The 20,212-nt window shown below is 30.8% G+C and carries 17 protein-coding genes; 12 read left to right on the top strand and 5 right to left on the bottom strand.

From position 1 onward, the window contains the following. Nucleotides 1-47: 47 nt before the first annotated feature. On the bottom strand, nucleotides 48-905 hold the full coding sequence (locus HY951_16525) for a cation transporter (GenBank protein ID MBI5541666.1): 858 nt from the start codon (nucleotides 903-905) through the stop codon (nucleotides 48-50). Between the two features lie 87 nt (nucleotides 906-992). Between HY951_16525 and HY951_16520 the strand changes: the two genes are divergently transcribed. Beyond that, entirely contained in the window at nucleotides 993-1,817 is an 825-nt protein-coding gene (locus tag HY951_16520; protein ID MBI5541665.1) for a hypothetical protein, read from the top strand. A gap of 5 nt (nucleotides 1,818-1,822) precedes the next feature. On the opposite strand, the gene HY951_16515 is transcribed toward HY951_16520, so the two are convergent. Beyond that, entirely contained in the window at nucleotides 1,823-3,301 is a 1,479-nt protein-coding gene (locus HY951_16515; GenBank protein ID MBI5541664.1) for a transglycosylase SLT domain-containing protein, read from the bottom strand. Between the two features lie 209 nt (nucleotides 3,302-3,510). Here HY951_16515 and ccoS point away from each other — a divergent pair, with 209 nt between their 5' ends. From ccoS to HY951_16465, 10 genes are all read left to right on the top strand, one after another. Beyond that, nucleotides 3,511-3,693 (top strand): cbb3-type cytochrome oxidase assembly protein CcoS, encoded by a 183-nt coding sequence (ccoS, locus tag HY951_16510; protein MBI5541663.1) that lies wholly within the window; start codon nucleotides 3,511-3,513, stop codon nucleotides 3,691-3,693. Beyond that, complete coding sequence (gene ccoN / locus HY951_16505) at nucleotides 3,694-5,859, top strand: cytochrome-c oxidase, cbb3-type subunit I (protein ID MBI5541662.1); 2,166 nt, start codon at nucleotides 3,694-3,696, stop codon at nucleotides 5,857-5,859. Continuing rightward, complete coding sequence (locus tag HY951_16500; protein MBI5541661.1) at nucleotides 5,856-6,032, top strand: hypothetical protein; 177 nt, start codon at nucleotides 5,856-5,858, stop codon at nucleotides 6,030-6,032. The genes ccoN and HY951_16500 overlap by 4 nt, the downstream gene beginning before the upstream one ends. A gap of 15 nt (nucleotides 6,033-6,047) precedes the next feature. Then, a complete protein-coding gene (locus HY951_16495; GenBank protein ID MBI5541660.1) occupies nucleotides 6,048-6,620 on the top strand; it encodes a c-type cytochrome in 573 nt (190 codons plus the stop codon). 25 nt (nucleotides 6,621-6,645) lie between these two features. Continuing rightward, nucleotides 6,646-8,022, top strand: coding sequence for a cytochrome c oxidase accessory protein CcoG (gene ccoG, locus HY951_16490; protein ID MBI5541659.1), 1,377 nt, complete (start codon nucleotides 6,646-6,648; stop codon nucleotides 8,020-8,022). Between the two features lie 11 nt (nucleotides 8,023-8,033). Next, a complete protein-coding gene (locus tag HY951_16485) occupies nucleotides 8,034-8,483 on the top strand; it encodes a FixH family protein (GenBank protein MBI5541658.1) in 450 nt (149 codons plus the stop codon). Then, on the top strand, nucleotides 8,483-9,202 hold the full coding sequence (locus HY951_16480) for a sulfite exporter TauE/SafE family protein (protein MBI5541657.1): 720 nt from the start codon (nucleotides 8,483-8,485) through the stop codon (nucleotides 9,200-9,202). The genes HY951_16485 and HY951_16480 overlap by 1 nt, the downstream gene beginning before the upstream one ends. Before the next feature lie 7 nt (nucleotides 9,203-9,209). Continuing rightward, complete coding sequence (locus HY951_16475; GenBank protein MBI5541656.1) at nucleotides 9,210-11,624, top strand: heavy metal translocating P-type ATPase metal-binding domain-containing protein; 2,415 nt, start codon at nucleotides 9,210-9,212, stop codon at nucleotides 11,622-11,624. 156 nt (nucleotides 11,625-11,780) lie between these two features. Next, nucleotides 11,781-14,138, top strand: a complete 2,358-nt coding sequence (locus tag HY951_16470) for a TonB-dependent receptor (protein MBI5541655.1) — start codon at nucleotides 11,781-11,783, stop codon at nucleotides 14,136-14,138. Between the two features lie 12 nt (nucleotides 14,139-14,150). Beyond that, the gene (locus HY951_16465; GenBank protein ID MBI5541654.1) at nucleotides 14,151-14,993 is read left to right on the top strand and encodes a DUF4249 domain-containing protein; all 843 of its coding nucleotides are present in this window, start codon (nucleotides 14,151-14,153) and stop codon (nucleotides 14,991-14,993) included. A 2-nt stretch (nucleotides 14,994-14,995) separates the two neighbouring features. Here HY951_16465 and HY951_16460 read toward each other — a convergent pair whose 3' ends face one another. Further along, nucleotides 14,996-15,721, bottom strand: coding sequence for a DUF4197 domain-containing protein (locus HY951_16460; protein MBI5541653.1), 726 nt, complete (start codon nucleotides 15,719-15,721; stop codon nucleotides 14,996-14,998). Between the two features lie 56 nt (nucleotides 15,722-15,777). After that, nucleotides 15,778-16,854 (bottom strand): T9SS type A sorting domain-containing protein, encoded by a 1,077-nt coding sequence (locus tag HY951_16455; GenBank protein ID MBI5541652.1) that lies wholly within the window; start codon nucleotides 16,852-16,854, stop codon nucleotides 15,778-15,780. A 121-nt stretch (nucleotides 16,855-16,975) separates the two neighbouring features. On the opposite strand from HY951_16455, the gene HY951_16450 reads away from it, so the two are divergent. Next, complete coding sequence (locus tag HY951_16450; protein MBI5541651.1) at nucleotides 16,976-19,765, top strand: T9SS type A sorting domain-containing protein; 2,790 nt, start codon at nucleotides 16,976-16,978, stop codon at nucleotides 19,763-19,765. Between the two features lie 86 nt (nucleotides 19,766-19,851). Here HY951_16450 and HY951_16445 read toward each other — a convergent pair. After that, on the bottom strand, nucleotides 19,852-20,212 hold a 361-nt coding region (locus HY951_16445; GenBank protein MBI5541650.1), incomplete at its 5' end, for a rhodanese-like domain-containing protein.

Below are 20,212 nucleotides of genomic sequence, written 5' to 3'. Positions count from 1 at the left end.
CAAATCCGCAAAATTGTAAAGTTTGTAAACAATAATTATACCTTCAATTAATTTTTGTTTGATTCTGGTTCAGGATGAATTGTAAGTTGGAAATCCGGTATTATATTTTGAAGTTCTTTTTCAACTTCATCGCATACATTATGAACTTCATCTAAAGATTTATTACCCAACATTACCATATGTATTTCAGCAAATTTGTATTTACCGGAAATCCTTGTTCGCAAGTCGTGAATTTTAATATTTCTTTTTTCAAAATATTCGTTAATTGTTTTTAAGTCTTTTTCCTCCATTGCAGAATCAAGTAATGGACTAAATGCTTTTTTTAATAATTGGAAAGATTCATATAAAATGAAAATTGCAACTAATATGGCAACTATTGGGTCAAGAATTTGATAGCCTGTTAGCCATATAAGACCAAGTCCTAAAGCTACTCCTAGTGAGGTGTAAACATCAGCTTTAAGATGAAGAGCATCTGCTTCTAAAGCAATAGAATTAGTTTTCTTGGCAACTTTATATAATATTCGTGATACAATAATATTTACAGCGGCAGAGACTAGCATAACTAATGAGCCTAATCCAATAGATTCAATTTTTTCATTAGATCTTATCTTGTAAATAGCTTCATAAATTATCCAGATTGACGCAATAAATATTAATATAGCTTCAATTACTCCGGATATGTTTTCAATTTTACCGTGACCGTAAGGATGGCGTTTATCCGGAGGTGTATCTGAAACTTTAACAGAAAAAAATGCAACAATAGCAGCAACCAGATCCATGGTTGAATGTATTGCTTCAGATATAATACTTACCGAACCGGTAAATATTCCAACTAATAATTTAATAATTATTAAAGTGGTATTTGAAGCAATGGATAAACTTGCTACTTTTACTTTCTCGTTCATTAATTTTTTGTTTCAAAAATAATTAACGAATTTTATAGTTAGTATTAAATGTAAGTAAAAGTTTTTACCAACTTATTACCTGATAATATGAATATAGTCAGCGAATTAACAAAACGGTGTGCTTTGTTTTATATTCCGCATTTATTTGCATTTATATTAATTTCCTGTGTCAATAATCAAAACAGTAATTTGTTTGCACAAATTCAACCTCAGGATAAAGCCTGGTATAAAACAATTTTGCAAATACCAACACCATTAAATTATGTTAGAGAAAAATGCGATACTATGTCTTATGAATATTATCTGCAAAATTTGCCTTTAAAAACAAATAACAATGTAGTTTATTTATATAACAAATCACCAAAATTTAACCAATCTGCACAATTTGCAGTAATTAAAATGGATGTTGGTAGTCAGGACTTGCAGCAATGTGCTGATGCTGTAATGAGGCTAAGAGCAGAATATTTATTTAATAATAAAAAATACAATGAAATACATTTTAATTTTTTGAGTGATGGCAAACCCAGATACTACAAAGATTATTGTAATGGCGATCATTCGTTTAAAAAATATCGTTCATATATGAATTATATTTTTTCGTTTGCAAATACAGCATCATTAAAAAAAGAATTAAAAAGGGTTGAAAATATTAAGAATATTAGAATAGGTGATGTTTTTATAGTTTCCGGTAACCCATATGGACATGCTGTTACAGTTGTTGATGTTGCAAAAAATAAAGATGGTAAAATAGTTTTTATGATTGCTCAAAGTTATATGCCAGCTCAGGAAATTCATGTTCTTAAAAATCCAGATAATAGCGAAATTAGCCCATGGTATGATATTGACTTTGGTGATGTGTTACAAACTCCGGAATGGACTTTTGGAAAGGAGGATTTGTATAGGTTTCCTTAAATAAATTAATTCGAAAAAGTATTAATCTTTATTTGTGTGCCCGGCACTAAATGACTGTCTTTTGTTAGCTGATTTGATTGCATAATATCAGCAACAGTAGCACCTGAGAATTTTTGAGAAATACTAAATAATGTATCACCTTTCTGGATTGTATATATAACTAATTTCTGACTTATTTGGTTATGCGTTTTTGTGTCGTTGTTATTAATATCGGCAATAGATGCTGCAACCTGATCAGGAGTCCATATTTTAAGTAATGTACCTGACACCAGACTAATTGAAGTTAAATGATTCCATTCCATAATTTCATTAACAGAACAACGATAAGTTAATGCAATTTTATTTAGGTATTCGCCTTTGCCAACAACGTGCGTAATTAAAGTGCGTGATTCTTCTTCAGGTTTACTTTTTATTTTTGTTACAGAATCAGAAGGAAATGAGTAGCTGAATATTTTAGTTTGATTTTGAACAAAAGTTGAAATTTTGTTTGCAGGTAAAACCAAAGGAACCGATTCGCTGCTTTTGGGAATATAGTTGGTTTTGTATGCAGGATTTAAAAAACGTACTGTTTCTAAAGGAATTTTTAAGCTTGTTGCAATTGATGCAAAATAAACCGGTTGATTTATCATTACTGTATCAACCTGATAGTAGAATAATTTTGGAACATCTGGTCTTATATTATGTTCCACAGAGTAATTCATTATATAAGTTGTAGCAATAAAAGCAGGTACATATCCTTGAGTTTCTGCAGGTAAATATGGTCTAAGCTCCCAGAAATCGGTTTTTCCACCTGAACGGATAATCGCATTTCTAACTGTGCCAGGTCCACCATTATAGGCGGCTAACGCCAATTGCCAGTTATTGAACGTATTATAAAGGTATTCAAGATAACGGCATGCAGCTTCTGTTGATTTTACAGGGTCTTGACGTTCATCAATAAAAGAACTTATTTTCAGATCGAGCATTTGTCCGGTTGGTAAAAGAAATTGCCAAAGCCCTACTGCACCTGATTTGCTTCTTGCTGTTGGATTTAATGCCGATTCAACTACTGCCAGATATTTTAGCTCAAGAGGAAGATGATATTTGTCTAAGCTTGATTCAAACATTGGAAAATAATACTGACTAATTCCAAGCATTTTTGATACAAGACCACGTTTCTTAATAGCGTAAAAATCAATGTATTTTTTTACAACGGGATTGTAATCAAGAGAAATAGGAGTTGTTAGGTTTAGCTCAGTAATACGGCTTTCAATAATTAAATCAGAAAAAATTGGAACTGAGTCAATAGGTAATAAATAATCTGTTGTTTTTTTTTGTTTAAGTAACGACTGCATGTTTATTATGCTTGAGTCAATGCTGGCTTGCGAAATATTGTTGATGTTATTAATTTCCTTTTGTTGCTGACCTGATGTAGTGTTATTGTAAAGTAAGATTGAAACTGTCAGATAAATAATGGGATAATATTTTTTAAAAAACTGCAGCATTTAATGGGCTTTAATTATTTGCCGAATTTCGTAATATTTTTTCAAAGATTAATAAAAATATTTTTTTTATAGGGTAGAAAATATGTTTTCAAACAAATATTCAGTAACTATCTGTTTGCCAGATTTATTATATTTGAGTAATGAAAAAAATGTATTTAAATAATGATGTACTTAAATAAATATTTATTTTTGTAAAATATTAAAATAATATGGAGGTTATTTTTATCCTGATTGTAATTTGTTTAATAGTAGCAGCTGGATTTCTTGGCGCATTTGTATGGGCTGTTAAATCGGGGCAGTTTGATGATGATTATACACCTTCGGTAAGAATATTATTTGATGATAAAAAAGATGATTTAACAGAAAAGAATAAAGAAGAAAATAATAAATAGATGGAACAACAAACTTTTTATTACGACAACAAAATTGTAAAATTGTTTGCATATGCAACAATACTTTGGGCAGCAGTTGCGCTTTTGGTCGGAATTTTAGCTGCTTTGCAAATGGCTTTTCCAATTTTAAACTTTGGAATTGAATTCACTTCTTTTGGAAGAATAAGACCAATTCACACTAATGCAATAATTTTTGCCTTTGTAGGAAATGGAATTTTTACCGGTGTTTATTATTCTACACAGCGTTTATTGAAAGCCAGAATGTTCAGCGATTTTTTAAGTAAAGTTCATTTCTGGGGCTGGCAATTAATAATTGTTTGTGCAGCTTTAACACTTGCTGCTGGTTTTACCACAGGTAAAGAATATGCTGAATTAGAGTGGCCTGTTGATATAATGATTGCTCTTGTTTGGGTTGTATTTGGCGCAAATGTTATTGGAACAATTATAAAAAGAAGAGTAAAGCATTTATATGTTTCAATCTGGTTTTATGTAGCTTCAATTCTAGCAGTGGCAATGCTTCATATTGTAAATTCAATTGAAATGCCTGCAAGCTTTCTTAAAAGTTATCCTTTTTATGCTGGTGTTCAGGATGCTTTAGTTCAGTGGTGGTATGGCCATAATGCTGTTGCATTTTTCTTAACAACACCTTATTTAGGATTGATGTATTATTTTCTACCTAAAATGGCAAATCGTCCGGTTTACTCTTATCGATTATCAATTATACATTTCTGGTCATTAATATTTATTTATATCTGGTCTGGTCCGCATCATTTATTATACCAGGCAATGCCAGATTGGATTCAATCATTAGGTGTTGTGTTTTCTATAATGTTAATTGCACCGTCATGGGGTGGAATGATAAATGGTTTACTTACATTGCGTGGGGCATGGGATAAGGTTAGGGAAAGTCCTATATTGAAATTTATGGTAGTGGCAATTACTGCTTATGGAATGAGTACTTTTGAAGGTCCATTATTATCAATAAAATCAATTAATGCAATTAGCCATTTTACTGACTGGACTGTTGCGCATGCGCATGTTGGAGCGTTAGCATGGAATGGATTCTTGACTTTTGCAATGTTATACTGGTTAATACCAAAACTTTTTAATACTGAATTATTCTCTAAGAAACTTGCAAATTTTCATTTCTGGATAGGAACTTTAGGTACATTGTTATGGGCTGTTCCAATGTACTGGGCTTCTTTTATTCAGATATTAATGTGGAAAGAATTTAATGCAGAGGGGACATTAGTTTATTCAAACTTCTTAGAAACTGTAACACAAATATTTCCATTTTATATAACAAGGGTAATTGGTGGTGCATTATACATGGTAGGATTTTTAGTTATGGTTTATAACATAATAAAAACTGTAAAAGCAGGAAAGTTTGTAGCTCAGGAAGAAGCAAGTGCCCCAGCATTAGAGAAATCGGTGAAACGTTCTGTTTTAAGTGAAACTGCTCATCGCTGGTTAGAGCGTAAGCCAGTTCGTTTTGCTATTTATATTTTTATTGCAGTTGCAATTGGTGGTGCAATTGAAGTTATTCCTCTCATTGTTGTAAAATCAAATATTCCAACCATTGCATCTGTAAAGCCATATACTCCTTTAGAGTTACAAGGAAGAGATATTTATATTAAGGAAGGTTGTTATAACTGCCATTCTCAAATGGTTCGTCCATTCAGATCTGAAACCGAAAGGTATGGAGAATATTCTAAAGTAGGTGAATTTGTATATGATCATCCGTTTCAGTTTGGCTCAAAACGTACTGGTCCTGATTTAGCCAGAACTGGTGTACTTGGTGGCAAAATGTATAAGCCAGCTATGTGGCACTATAATCATATGATGAATCCTCAAAGTACAAGTCAGGGTACCAATATGCCTGCATATCCATGGTTAGCAGAAAAAGAGATTGATTTAGCAAGTACTGTTTCAAAAATTAATGCAATGAGAACTGTTGGTGTTCCATATGCAGAGGGTTATGAAATGAAAGCAAATGATGATTTATTAAAACAGGCTCAATTAATTTCTGATGAATTAAAAGCAGCAAATATAAATGTTTCACCAACAAAAGAGATGATAGCAATAATTGCTTATCTTCATAAACTTGGTGCTGATATATCAAGTCAGAATGTTGTTGATACTATTCAAAAACCCAAGGTGAAATGAAAATAATATATCAATTTCTTGATTTAGATCCGGGATCGCAGTTTCTAACTGTTTTTTCAACAGTTATGTCTGTTGTTACATTTGTGGGGATATTAGCATGGGTTTTTATGCTGAAAAAAAGTTATACAAATGAGATGAGTCAATTGCCTTTAGAGAAGGAAAATATTGAGTAATAAAATTATTGTTTTATGGATATAAGAGATAATGAAAAGAAAAAATTGATCGAGGATCATGATTATGATGGGATAAAAGAACTTGACAATAATCCTCCACCATGGATTATGTGGGTTTTTTATTTAACTGTGTTATGGTCGGCAGGTTATTTTGGTTATTACGTATTTTTCGGTGGTCCAAATCAGGATATGGAATATTCAAAAGAGATTGCAATAGCTGATTCTGCCAAAACAGATTCTTTAACTAAGGGGTTAGATGAAAATAACATTATACTATTAAAAGATGAAAAGGACTTTTTAGCAGGTTCTGAATTATATAAATCTAAAACCTGTTTTACCTGCCATGGAAATAATGGCGAAGGAAATAATGTGGGCCCTAACCTGACAGATAAGGCATGGCTTCATGGTAATAACCCAAATGATGTTTTTAAGACAATAAAATATGGATATATAACAAAGGGGATGTTGCCTTATAAGGATCAATTATCTGATAAGCAAATATTAGAGCTAACAAGTTATATACTTGTTAAACTTAAAGGTTCTAATCCTGCAAATGCAAAAGGACCACAGGGAACAGTTTATCCATAAATTTTGCCTTTATTAAAAATAAATAATGAGCAAAGAACAAACAGAACGTACGTTTCGTGACAGATTAAGCATTGTTAGTGAAGAAGGTAAGCGTGTGTGGATTTATGCGAAAAAGCCAAAGGGTAAATTATATAATTTAAGGCTCATTGTAGGGTATTTTCTAATTCTGTTATTTTTTATTGGTCCATATTTTAAAGTAAACGGACGACCTATATTTTTACTTGATATAATAGAAAGAAAATTTATACTTTTTACAAAAGTATTTTGGCCTCAGGATTTCTTTATGTTCTTTTTGGTAATGATATCATTAATAATATTTATTATTTTGTTTACTGTTATTTATGGTAGAATATTTTGTGGGTGGGCTTGTCCGCAATCTGTTTTTATGGAATTGGTGTTCAGAAATATTGAGTGGCTGGTAGAAGGCAGTACTGCCAAGCAAAAAGAGTTAAATCAACAAATTCTAACATTTGAAAAAATATTAAAAAAAACAATTAAACATATTTTATTCTGGATTGTTTCATTTTGTTTTGGAGTAACACTTCTGACTTATTTAAATGGTTATGAAAGTGTTTTTTCTATTCTCGGAGGTGAACATAGTGGGAAATTTATAGGTATAATTATTTTTTCTACTGTTATTTATTTCGTTTTTTCTCAGATAAGAGAATTGGTTTGTACAATAATTTGTCCATACGGTAGATTGCAGGGTGTGCTTTTGGATAAAAATTCTATAGCAGTTTCTTATGATTATAAACGTGGTGAGCCGAGAGGAAAAGTTTCTGATAAAGAAACAGGTGATTGCATCGATTGTGCAAATTGTTTGCATGTTTGTCCATCAGGAATAGATATTCGTAATGGAAGTCAACTTGAATGTACGAATTGCACTGCTTGTATTGATGCATGTAATTCGGTTATGTTAAAAGTCGGAAAACCGAAGGGATTGATAAGGTATGCTTCATTAAATAATATTGAAAAAGGAGAAAATGTGAAGTTTAATGCAAGAATAATTGGCTATACTTCTGTACTTGTTTTATTATTAGTCTTTTTATCTTATTTGTTATCTGTACGAACTGATGTTCAAACATCTATTTTAAGAACTTCGGGAACGTTATTTCAGGAATTAGAAAATGGAAAAATAAGTAATCTTTATAATTTTAAAATTATTAATAAAACGCATAACAGTCAGGTTATTTCAATAAAACTGGTATCGCCAAATGGAGAAGTTCAATTTCCAGGAAGCCAGAATGTTGTTGTTAAAGATCAAAGTAATGCTGAAGGTGTGTTTTTTATTGTGCTTGATAAGAAAGTTATTCATGAAAAGCAGGTGACTCTAAATTTGGCAATATATTCTAATAATGAGTTAGTAGAAAATAAATCTGTGCTTTTTATTTCCTCAAATTAACAATTTTAAGAATGGCAAAATCAAAGTTTAATTGGGGGTGGGGAATTTTTATTGTAATAATGTTATTTTTTGGTACAATAATTTTAAGACTTATTTTAAGTATTGGAATAGGTGATGATGTTATTACAAAAGATTATTACCATAAAGAACTTAATTATGAAACAGAAATTCAGAAGAAGAAAAATACAAATCTTTTAAACAGTAAGATTCAACTGTTGCAATCAAATAATCTAATCGAAATAAAATTCCCAGATGAGTTTAAACATAATACAATTAAGGGAACCATATTGTTTTACTGTGCTTCAAAAAATGATAAAGATTTATTATACAAAATTGAACCTGATTCAAACAATGTTCAGAAATTTAGTAAATCAAACTTTACAGAAAAGCGATACAAGATTAAAATTGATTGGTATTCAGATAGTGTAAGTTATTATCAGGAATTTAATTTTAATATGTAATGGTTTTAATTATTTCAGCTATAACACTAGGTTTTCTTGGAAGCTTTCATTGTGCTGGAATGTGCGGTCCGATTGCAATTGCTCTGCCCTTAAAAAACAATAACTGGCTATCAAGAATAATAAGTACTTTGTTATACAATCTTGGAAGAACTGTTACATATGCATTATTGGGATTATTATTCGGATTAATTGGTAAAGGATTTCAGATGGCAGGCTTTCAACAGATAGTCTCAATTATTACCGGTGTAACTATGATTTTATCTGTGGTTTTTCCTTTAATATTTAGAAATAAAATAAAAAATAAAAGTTTTACTTTTATCAATTTAATTAAGAATAGTTTAAGTAATAAATTCTCGGTAAGCTCTTATTTGTCGCTGTTTTCAATTGGTATTTTAAACGGACTTCTGCCTTGTGGTTTAGTATATACTGCAGTTGCATTAGCTGTTACAACAAATGATAGTATAAGTGGAATGCTTGCAATGATTGCATTTGGATTAGCAACAAGTCCAATGTTAATTGCTATTTCAATAGTCGGAAGCTCATTAGGAATTGCCACAAGAAGATTTTTTACTAAAGTAATTCCATTTGTTATAATAATTTTAGGAATTCTTTTTATTCTCAGAGGTCTTAACTTAGGAATAAAGTATATCAGTCCTGTTGATGAAGTATTAACACCATACACTGAAGTATGCTCCGAAAAACATTCTTGCTGTCACTAAAATATAAATGAGTAAGATAACCTGCATACATTGTGGCGACGATTGTGGTAAATATCCAATAATCTGGGAAGAAAAGAGCTTTTGTTGTGATGGATGCAAAACTGTTTATCAGATTATAAATAAACATAAGCTTTACGATTATTATAATTTTGAATCACATCCCGGTATTAAAGTTACATCAGAAAGTTATCAGAATAAATTTTCGTATCTGGATCTTGAAGAAGTTAAAAACAAATTATACGAATTTTCGGAGAAAAATATTAAGAAAGTTACTTTATTTATTCCTTCAATACATTGTAGTTCTTGTATTTGGTTGTTAGAAAATTTACATAAATTGCATTCAGGTATAACTCATTCACTTGTTCATTTTGTAAAAAAGGAAGTTACAATAACATTTAATTCTGATGAAATTAGTTTAAGGCTATTAGTAGAGTTACTTGTTTCAATACACTACATTCCTAACATAACACTTGAAAGTGTCGAGAAAACTAAGAATCAAAAGGGAAATAAGCAGCTTTTATATAAAATTGGAGTAGCAGGTTTTGCATTTGGTAATACTATGTTATTTAGTTTTCCCGAATATATTCCGGGTTCAGAAACAATTGATTTTTCTTATAAATCATTTTTTGGAATACTGAATTTAATATTAGCAATACCCGTGTTTTTCTACAGTGGAAATGATTACCTTATATCTGCTTGGAAAAATATCCGTAAAGGTATTTTGAATATAGATTTCCCTATAGCAATAGGTTTAATCGCAATATTTATAGAAAGTACTTTCGAGATTATTACAAATGCCGGTTCGGGTTATATGGATTCACTTTGCGGACTTGTGTTTTTTTTATTAATAGGAAAATGGTATCAGGCTAAAACATATCAGGCATTATCATTCGATAGAAATTATCGTTCTTATTTTCCTGTTGCAGTAACAAAGTTAAAAGATGATAATGAAATTACAGTTCAGCTTCACGATCTAATTGAAGGGGATATTATCAGAATACGAAATCAGGAGTTAATTCCTGCAGATTCTGTTTTAATCAGTGCTTCTGCTAATATTGATTATAGTTTTGTAACCGGCGAATCTGTTCCTGTTAACAAAGTGAAAGGAGAGTTTATCTATGCAGGTGGAAAACAAGTAGGAAGTACAATAGAGTTGCTTGTTAAAACTTCAACACAACAAAGCAGATTAACTCAATTATGGAATCAGGAGCAGATGCAAAAATCCGATAAAGAAGCAACTTCTTTAACAAAGCTAATTGATGTTATTAGTAAAAGATTTACACTAGTTGTTTTATTTATAGGTTTTATTACAGCTCTTGTTTGGTTTTTTGTAGATAGTTCAATGATAATAAAAGCCTTTACTTCTGTGCTTATTGTTGCATGTCCATGTGCTCTTGCACTTTCTATCCCTTTTACTTATGGTAATGTAATGAGAATATTTGGTAATAAAGGATTCTATCTGAAAAATAATGAGGTTTTAGAGAGAATGTACGATATAGATAATATTGTTTTTGATAAAACTGGCACAATAACACAAGCTGATGTTCATGACATATCTTTTTTAACCGAAAGTTTAGTAACAAATATTGAAATGCTTGAAATAGCATCATTGGCACGCCACTCAACTCATCCGTTAAGTCAGTCTGTTTTTCTATATCTAAAACAGGAATATTGTTATGAAAACTTTGAAGAGGCATTATTTTTTAATGAGATTTCTGGAAAAGGAATTGAGGGAACAGTAAATGGGAAGAAAATAAAATTTGGCTCTGATGTTTTTGTTACTGGAAAAATAATAATGTGTAACGATTTTGAATCAAATGTTCATGTTTCAATTGATGATAGATATATAGGTAGATTTATTCTCAACAGTAAATTGAGGCATAATTTAGGGATTGTACTTGAAAATTTAAGAACTAATGGTTATGATTTACACTTGATTTCAGGTGATACATTAAAAGATAACGAGTTATTAAAGAAGTATTTTGATAAAAATCTTTTTTTTAATCAGAGTCCTGAGGATAAACTTAATTATATTAAAAACTTGCAACAAAAAGGAAAAAAGGTACTTATGGTTGGTGATGGTTTAAATGATGCCGGAGCTTTAATGCAGAGTAACGTTGGTATTTCTATTGCTGATAATGTATACCATTTTTCCCCGGCTTGTGATGCAATACTTAGAGCAGATTCTTTTGATTGTATTTCAACCTTTATTTCATTTAGCAAAACAACTAGAACAATAATAAAATTCAGTTTTGTATTTTCATTTGCTTACAATTCTGTAGGTTTATATTTTGCTGTAATGGGTTTGTTATCTCCAATTGTAGCGGCTATCTTAATGCCATTGAGCTCAATTACAGTTGTTGGTTTTGTTACTTTGTTTTCTTCATTGTTTGCAAATAAAGCACTTAAGAAATTCAACTAATAATCTTTTTTAAAGTTCATTTTAGTTAACTTATCGTAAAATTTACATAGTTAATCGATTTTTTGTTTTAGTTAACGAAGCATAAAATTAAATTTGTGTCCAAAATGCAACTTTTGCAAATTGATTTTGTCTTTATCGTGAATTTAAAATATTATAATGGAAAAAAATATAAAATTATATGCAATTATATTATTTGTCATAATATTTGCTAACATTTCACATTATTCTTTTGCTAATAATGTGCACAGGCATACAATTAGTGGTCATATAAAAGATAAGAGTAATGGGGAAATGCTTATTGGTGTTTCGGTTTTTGTAAAGGAATTAAATACTGGAACAATTACAAATGTTTATGGTTATTACTCATTAAGCCTGCCAGATGGTAAATACACTGTCGGTTATTCTTATATTGGCTATAATACGATAACAAAAGTTGTTGATTTACAAAGTGATATTAAAAATAATGTAGAGCTTGAAACAACTCAGATTTTAATAGATGAAGTGGTAATTGCAGGCAGAAAAAAAGATGAAAATATTTCAAAAGCAGAAATGAGTGTAGTTAAAATTGATGCAAAAACAATAAAAGCTATTCCTGCATTAATGGGCGAAGTTGACGTTATTAAAGCAATTCAGATGTTACCTGGTGTACAAGCATCAGGTGAAGGAATGTCGGGGTTTAATGTTAGAGGTGGTGGTTCCGATCAAAATTTAATATTACTTGATGAAGCTACTGTTTACAATGCTTCGCATTTAATGGGGTTTTTCTCAATTTTTAACAACGATGCAGTAAAAGATGTGAAATTGTACAAAGGAGATATTCCTGCTGAATATGGTGGAAGGTTGTCCTCGTTACTGGATATTCGAATGAAAGATGGTAATATTAAAAAGTTTTCAGGAACAGGAGGTATTGGAACAATATCGAGCAGGTTGACAGTAGAAGGACCTATAATTAAAGATAAATGTTCGTTTATGATTTCAGGAAGAAGATCATATGCTGATTTGTTTATGAAATTAGCAAAAGATACTAATCTTAGGTCAACAAGATTATATTTTTATGATCTTAATATGAAAATTAATTATACAATTAATGATAAAAACAGATTATATTTTTCAAGTTATTTTGGAAGAGATGTTTTAAAACTCAGAAAGGAGTTTGGTATTAACTGGGGTAACAATACAGAAACAGTGCGATGGAACCATATAATATCGAGTAAATTGTTTTCAAATGTTACTTTCCTTTTTAGTAATTATGATTATGCTCTGGAATCAAACACGTCGATGCAAGGGTTTAAATGGCAGGCAAATATGCAGGATTACAGTATTAAGCCGGATTTTACTTATTATTTAAATCCAAATAACACAATCAAATTTGGAATTATTTCAACATATCATCATTTTAATCCTGGGTATGCCAAAGGAACAGGTGAGGGATCTGTTTTTAACGAATTAAAAATGTTTAGTTCTAATGCTTTAGAAAGTGCAATATTTGCAAGCAACGAGCAAAAGATAAATGCAATAATTACTTTGGATTATGGTTTAAGATATTCTATTTTTCAAAGTGTGGGAAAGTCAACTGTATATAATTTTGATGATAACCATGAATCTATTGATTCTACCGTTTATGGAAAAGGCGATTTTTATAATACCTATTCAGGATTAGAGCCACGCTTGGGAATTAAATATTCTTTAAATGAATATTCCTCAATAAAAGCTTCTTATTCAAGAACCAAACAATACATTCATTTAGCTTCTAATTCAACTGGTGGAATGCCATTAGATATATGGTTGCCCTCTGGTAAGAACATTAAACCCAGAATGGCTGATATGGGTGCTATTGGGTATTTCAGGAATTTCAGACATAATACACTTGAGGCTTCTGTTGAAACATATTACAAAGTAGTAAATAACGAAATAGATTTTAAAGATCATGCTCAGCTTTTGTTAAATCAGAAAATTGAAGGAGAACTTAGATTTGGTAAGGCAAAATCATATGGTGTTGAATTTATGCTTAGAAAACAGGAAGGAAAGTTTACAGGATGGATAAGCTATACCTGGGCTCGTGCATTTAGGGAAATTAAAGAAATAAATGACGGTTTTGAATATCCTGCAAGCTATGATAAGCCACATAATCTGTCTGTTGTTTTAAGTTACGATATAACAAAGAGAATTAATATTTCTGCAAACTGGATATATGCATCAGGTGCTGCTGTAACCTTTCCAACCGGAAGATTTGAATATGGGAATGTTATCGTTCCGGTTTATTCTGAGCGAAACACATACAGGATGCCAGCGTATCACCGACTTGATGTTGGCGCAACAATTAAACTTGGTAAAGATAATCCAGAGAAGAAATTTTTTAGTGAATTAAATATTTCTGTTTATAATGCCTACAATAGAAAAAATGCATGGATGATTAGTTTTGAACCTGAGCAAAGCGATCCAAATTCAATTCAGGCATATAAATATTATTTGTTCCCTATATTACCTTCTATTACTTATAATTTTCACTTTTAAAAATTAAGAATAATGAAAATTAACAATATTCAAATTCTGAAACAGATTTTTTACTTCTTTATAGTTCTTGTGTTTTTCACAACAGCATGTAAAGAAAAAATTGACATAAAGTTAAAAGATACTTACGTTAGATTAGTTGTAGATGGTACTATAACTGACGAAGCAAAAAAGCATACTGTAAAAATTTCTGAAACAAGTAATTATTTTTCAAATGAAGCACAGCCTAAGGTCACTGGTGCAGTAGTTACCATTAGTGATGGTGTAAACGTTGTTAGCCTTACAGAAACTTCTGCAGGAATATATCAGACTGATAGCACTTATAAGGGTGAGATAGGAAAAACTTATACTTTAAATATAAGATATAAGAATGAAGATTATACGGCAAGTTCATTGCTTAAATCTGTTGCTCCTATTGATTCTATATCATTTGGTCAGGACTTTTTTAACCCAAATAATAAAACGGTTAATTTATGGGCACAGGAACCTGCAACATTAGGCGAATATTATATGTGGTTATATTATATAAACGGAAATTTAATGTCTGATACAATAAAACAAGTAGCTTTTGCTTCTGATGATATGGTAAATGGGAATTATATGAATGGATATCCAATATATTCAATGGAGAAAGTGAGTCAGGGAGATACGGTTACGCTTGAAATGCTATCGGTTAACAAAGAGTACTATGATTTTTTAAATGCATTGTTTAGTGAAGTGTTTGGTGCCGGAAATCCTTTTTCGGGTCCACCTTCAAATGTTAAAGGCAATGTTAAAAATATTACAAATAAAGATAAAGTTGTAATGGGTTACTTTATAACCTCTGCAGTCACAAGAAAAACAAGAATATTTAATTAATACTAGTGTTTTCCGAATATTTTTTTAAGTAAATCAGACACTTGTGCAGCTGGGTCTTTTCTTATTTTAGCTTCTTCTTTTGCAACCATAACAAATAGCCCATCAATAGCTTTTCCTGTAACATATTGTGCTAAATCGGGATTTAATTTTTTAACAGTAGGGATTTTGTTATAGGCTGTAATTATTTCAGTCCAGTACTTTGTTGCACCTACTTTATCTAAAGATGCTTTAATAATAGGTTTAAACTTTGTATTTAACTCAGTTGAAGAACTGTTTTTTAAATATTTAGTAGCAGCATCATTTTGTCCCTTTACTATATTAATAGCATCTTTAATACTTAAGTTTTTTACAGCGGTAATAAAAATTGGTTTTGCTTCTTTACCTGCATCTTCTGCAGCTCTGTTTATTGATAATATAGCTTCATCAACTTTTTTGCCTAAACCAACGGCTCTTAATTTTGATTCTATAACTTTTACATCCGGAGGAAAAGGAATCTTAATTTCTGGATTTTTAAAATAACCATCTTTTAGTGCAACTAGTTTTACGGCATTTGATGTTCCGTTAGTAAGGGCTTCTTTAATTCCATCGGCAGCTTCTTTTTCGGTATAGCCACTTCCGCCTGTAGCCTGATTTAATAGGTTTTGTGCCTGATTTAAAATTTGAGCTTTAGTTTGAATAATATTTGCAAAAACTAAAACTGTAATTAATATAACTGTTAGTTTTTTCATGGTTATAAATTTTTATCGAATTTAATGCTTTTTCAAATATCCTGCCGTAATTTTTATTATAAAATAATAAATTTACCTGTTCCTGTATATTCTTTATCACCTCTGATTGCAAATGAATACATGCCGGCTGGAAGATTATTTTTATTAATTATATTATTGGTGCTTGAAATATTTTTGATAATTGAAACCTGTCTTCCTGTTAAATCATAAATATACATTGTTAAGTTATCAGTTGAGTTTTTATTGCTGAGAAAAATCCTGGCTTCATTTGTAAAAGGGTTTGGAAATATTTTAACATTGTTATTTGTAATAAAATTATCTTTAATACCTATCTCATTTCTTTTACTTACAGCAAATTTTACAATCTGGTAATTATTTCTTTTTTCCATAATCCCTTTGTTTATTTGCAGGACAGGAAATCCCAGATCCTTAGTATACCATTTATAGTAGTAATTATTCGGCATGTAATTTACTAGTTGTCCAACTCCGTTAATATACAAACTATCCCATACGGTTTCTTTTGTATGTATTCTTATAGTGTTATAATTCCCCATTAACGTTATAACTTCTCCCCAGGCATCTGCAAAAACAGAATCAGTAATATTTGTTACGAAAGTAGAATCTGAAGATTTTTGAATTAGTATTCTTGAATGATCTGTTTTTGATTGTCCGTATTGTAATATTGGAAAAACATTTCTATAATCAGGCAAATAATTAGCATGTGGATAACTTGATGCATAGTAATTTAACCCGGTAGTATCTTTTATGTAATAATCTCTAAAGCATTTTTCTTTAAGTGTATGTGAAACCCAGTCGTGCCATAAATAACAATTAGACAATAGTGCAATATTTGATAACGGAAATATTAATAATGAATCTGCAACTACCCATCTTACAGAATCGGCCGATGATTCGAGAGTTCCACCCCATAAATTATATGTGTCAAAAAACCAGGTTTTATTTGCACCCGAATCACCGGGTAAAATGTTAATTCCTTCTATGCTGTCAATTTTGGAGCTGGTCTGGATGTCGCCGGGAACAGGTAAGTCGGTTTCGGTTAACACTATTTGAGAGTACCCAATAAAGTTTATAAGTATAAATGCGATAAATGTGAATAATATTCTGATTTTCATTTAATTTTGATTTAAGATGTATCTTTAAAATTCAGGTATAAAAATACGAATTATCTGTTAAATAACAGGTGTGGGCAACCTTAAATAACCTTAAGCGTCTTTAATTTTAAACTAACTATTTATGAAAAAGATAATTGTTATTTTATTATTTGTATTGGCAGGTGTTTATAATATTTATGCGCATACAGCTACAATTTCATCATCAACAAATGTGTCGTGTTTTGGGGCATGTAATGGATCAGCAACTGTAACTACTTCAGGTGGAATAGGTCCATATTCTTATTTGTGGTCTAATTCACAAAGTATTGCAACAATAAATAATCTTTGTCCAGGTACTTATACTGTAACTGTAACTGATCAAGGGGATATGTCTACAGCAACTGCAAATGTATCAATTTCTCAACCTTCTCTTTTAACGATTTCTGAAACTCATGTTCAACCAACATGTGGCCAATGTAATGGTTCAATAAATGTTACAGCATCAGGTGGTGTTGCACCATATTCTTATTACTGGAATAATGGAATTACTTTGACTTGGGAAAGTAATTTATGCCCTGATGATTATACCTGCACAATTACTGATGCTGTTGGGTGCACCTCAATGACTGCAGTAATTTTAACAAATGGACCTATAATAATTATGTCCACAGTAAATGCAACATGCGGAGTATGTAACGGAAGTGCTTCGGTGTCTGTTTTTGGTGGATTACCACCTTATTCGTATCAATGGTCTAATGGAAACACAACACCTAATATAATAAATTCCTGTGCGGGAACTTATACTTTAACGGTAACCGATCAGAATATGTGTACATCTACTTCTGGTGATAATATAGTTGCAACTTCTGTTGTAACAATATCAAACATTGCAACGACTCCAACAACATGCAACCAATGCAATGGTATTGCAAATCCAAATATTTCTGGTGGAACTGCTCCATATATGTTTACCTGGTCAAATGGACTAAATACTTCCACAGCAAATGGATTGTGTGAAGGAAATTATTTTTTAACCATAACTGATAATATGGGTTGTACTGATACGGCTTCATTTACAATATTAAATTCAAGTGGATTTAATGTTGTATTAGATACTGCAATAAATTCAAATTGTGCAAATAATTCTTTAGGAAGTATTACTGTTCATGCTATTGGTGGAAGTGGAGGGTATACTTATTTATGGTCACCTGGTGGAGAAAATATTCCTTCAATTTCAGACTTAACATTTGGTTATTATACTGTTTTTGTTACAGAATCAGGTGGTTGTACTGATTCGCTACAAGTATATCTAGAATATAATGCAAATATTTACGCTTCAGTAATTAATACTCCTGCAAATTGTTTGGATAACGGTACAGCTTCAATTATAAATCTTACAGGTGTTAATCCACCTTTTACATTTTTGTGGAGTGACAATCTTCATCAGACAACAGCTACAGCTATAGCTTTATTACCTGGAACTTATTATGCAACAATTACAGATGCTGTTGGTTGTATGATAATTGTGAGTGCTGTTATCAATAATAATTGCAATAATATAATTAAAGGTAGATTTTATTATGACTATAATCAGAATTGTACTCAGGATGTCGGCGAGCCAGGAATTTCAAATATACATGTAAGAACATTTCCTGGAAATGATTATGGGTACACTGACATTAATGGAGATTATACAATATCGACATTGCAAATGATTTGTAATGTTATTCCAACTAATTCAAATTTATTTGGCATTGCTACTTGTCCATTAAGTGAAACGTTGTCTGTGAATTTTACAAATGTGGGTGATACACTTATTGGTAATAATTTTGGGTATTATGTTGATCTTTCTTATTTTGATTTGTCTTTACAGCCAGGTTGGACAACAGGACATCCAGGTTTTAATAAGAGTTATTGGATTCTTTATAGAAATAATAGCCTACTTCCACAAAGTGCACTAATAAGATTTATTTATGATCCAGCATTGATTTTTCAGAGTTGTAATCAGAGTGGGGTTCATGATGCAATTAATCATACTATTGAATGGACATATAACAACTTGCCTGAACATTTTAATTCTTATTGGATAAATAAACTGGAAGTATTATTTACAGTTCCCGCCTCGATCTCAATTACTGATAGTTTGTGTTCCTACTTTGAAATAATACCTATTACAGGTGATTTGAATCCTAATGATAATGCATTGAATATATGTGAACCAATTACAGGCTCTTATGATCCAAATTCAAAAGATGTAATTCCTCGTGGACAGGGAACTCCTGGATATATTACGGTAAATGATTCAGTGTTATTTTACACAATACATTTTCAGAATACCGGTAACGATACAGCATTTACAGTAGTAGTAGTTGACACTTTATCTCAATTTGTTGATCCTGGTACAATTGTTCCCGGTGCGTCAAGTCATCCATATACTTTTAGTTTAACAGAACATGGAATACTCACTTTTAGATTCGATAATATTTTACTCCCGGATAGTAATATTAATGAACCGGAAAGTAATGGATACTTTAATTATACAGTTCATTTAAAACCAAATTTACAAATTGGTACTGTAATTGAAAACAAAGCGTCAATATTTTTTGATTTCAATTCTGCAATTGTAACAAATACCACAATAAATACAATTGCATCTCCATTGCAGATTAATGAAATAGCAAATAATGCTAAAGTAGAGGTATATCCAAATCCGTTTAAAAATATAACAACGTTTGAAATTAAATCTGAAAACTCAAAAATGCCATATAATTTGGAGGTGTTTGATATGCTAGGAAAAAAGGTTAGGGCAATAGAAAATATTAATTCTACTACATTTAAGTTTTCAAGTGATGATTTAGAAAGTGGAATTTATTTGTATAAGGTGTTAAGTTATGATAAAGAAATTGGTAAAGGGAAAATGATTGTAGAGTAAAAAACTTGTAATATATAACTCCAATAAGGGTTAGAGAAAACCTTACAGCATGGCAATGGCGAGAAAATGATTATTTGTATTAGTTGTTATGTTTTCTTATGTCTTTGTCTAAGCTGACACATGCATGATCCGGTAAGCATTTCGGTAATGTCAGAATGTAAAGGTAGGTTATCGCGCTCCCATTCAACTAAACCACCTGCAAGATTTGCAATGTTTGTGAAACCTTTTTCTGTTAAAAAAATAATAGTTTCTTTGCTATGAATACTAGTGGCATCAGCTATTACAAGTGGTTTGTCTTTCGGTAAATTTATATATAATTCTTCAATTTTACTTGCCGGACAATATATAGTTTGTTTTACATCAAATTTTTTACATCCAATCATAAAATCTTCACGAACATCAACAAGAATAGCTTCTTCATTACAAATATCATATGTTTCTTTTGGT

Source organism: Bacteroidia bacterium (assembly GCA_016218155.1).
Classification (GTDB): domain Bacteria; phylum Bacteroidota; class Bacteroidia; order Bacteroidales; family GWA2-32-17; genus GWA2-32-17.
This window is presented reverse-complemented; position numbering and strand designations above follow the sequence as displayed.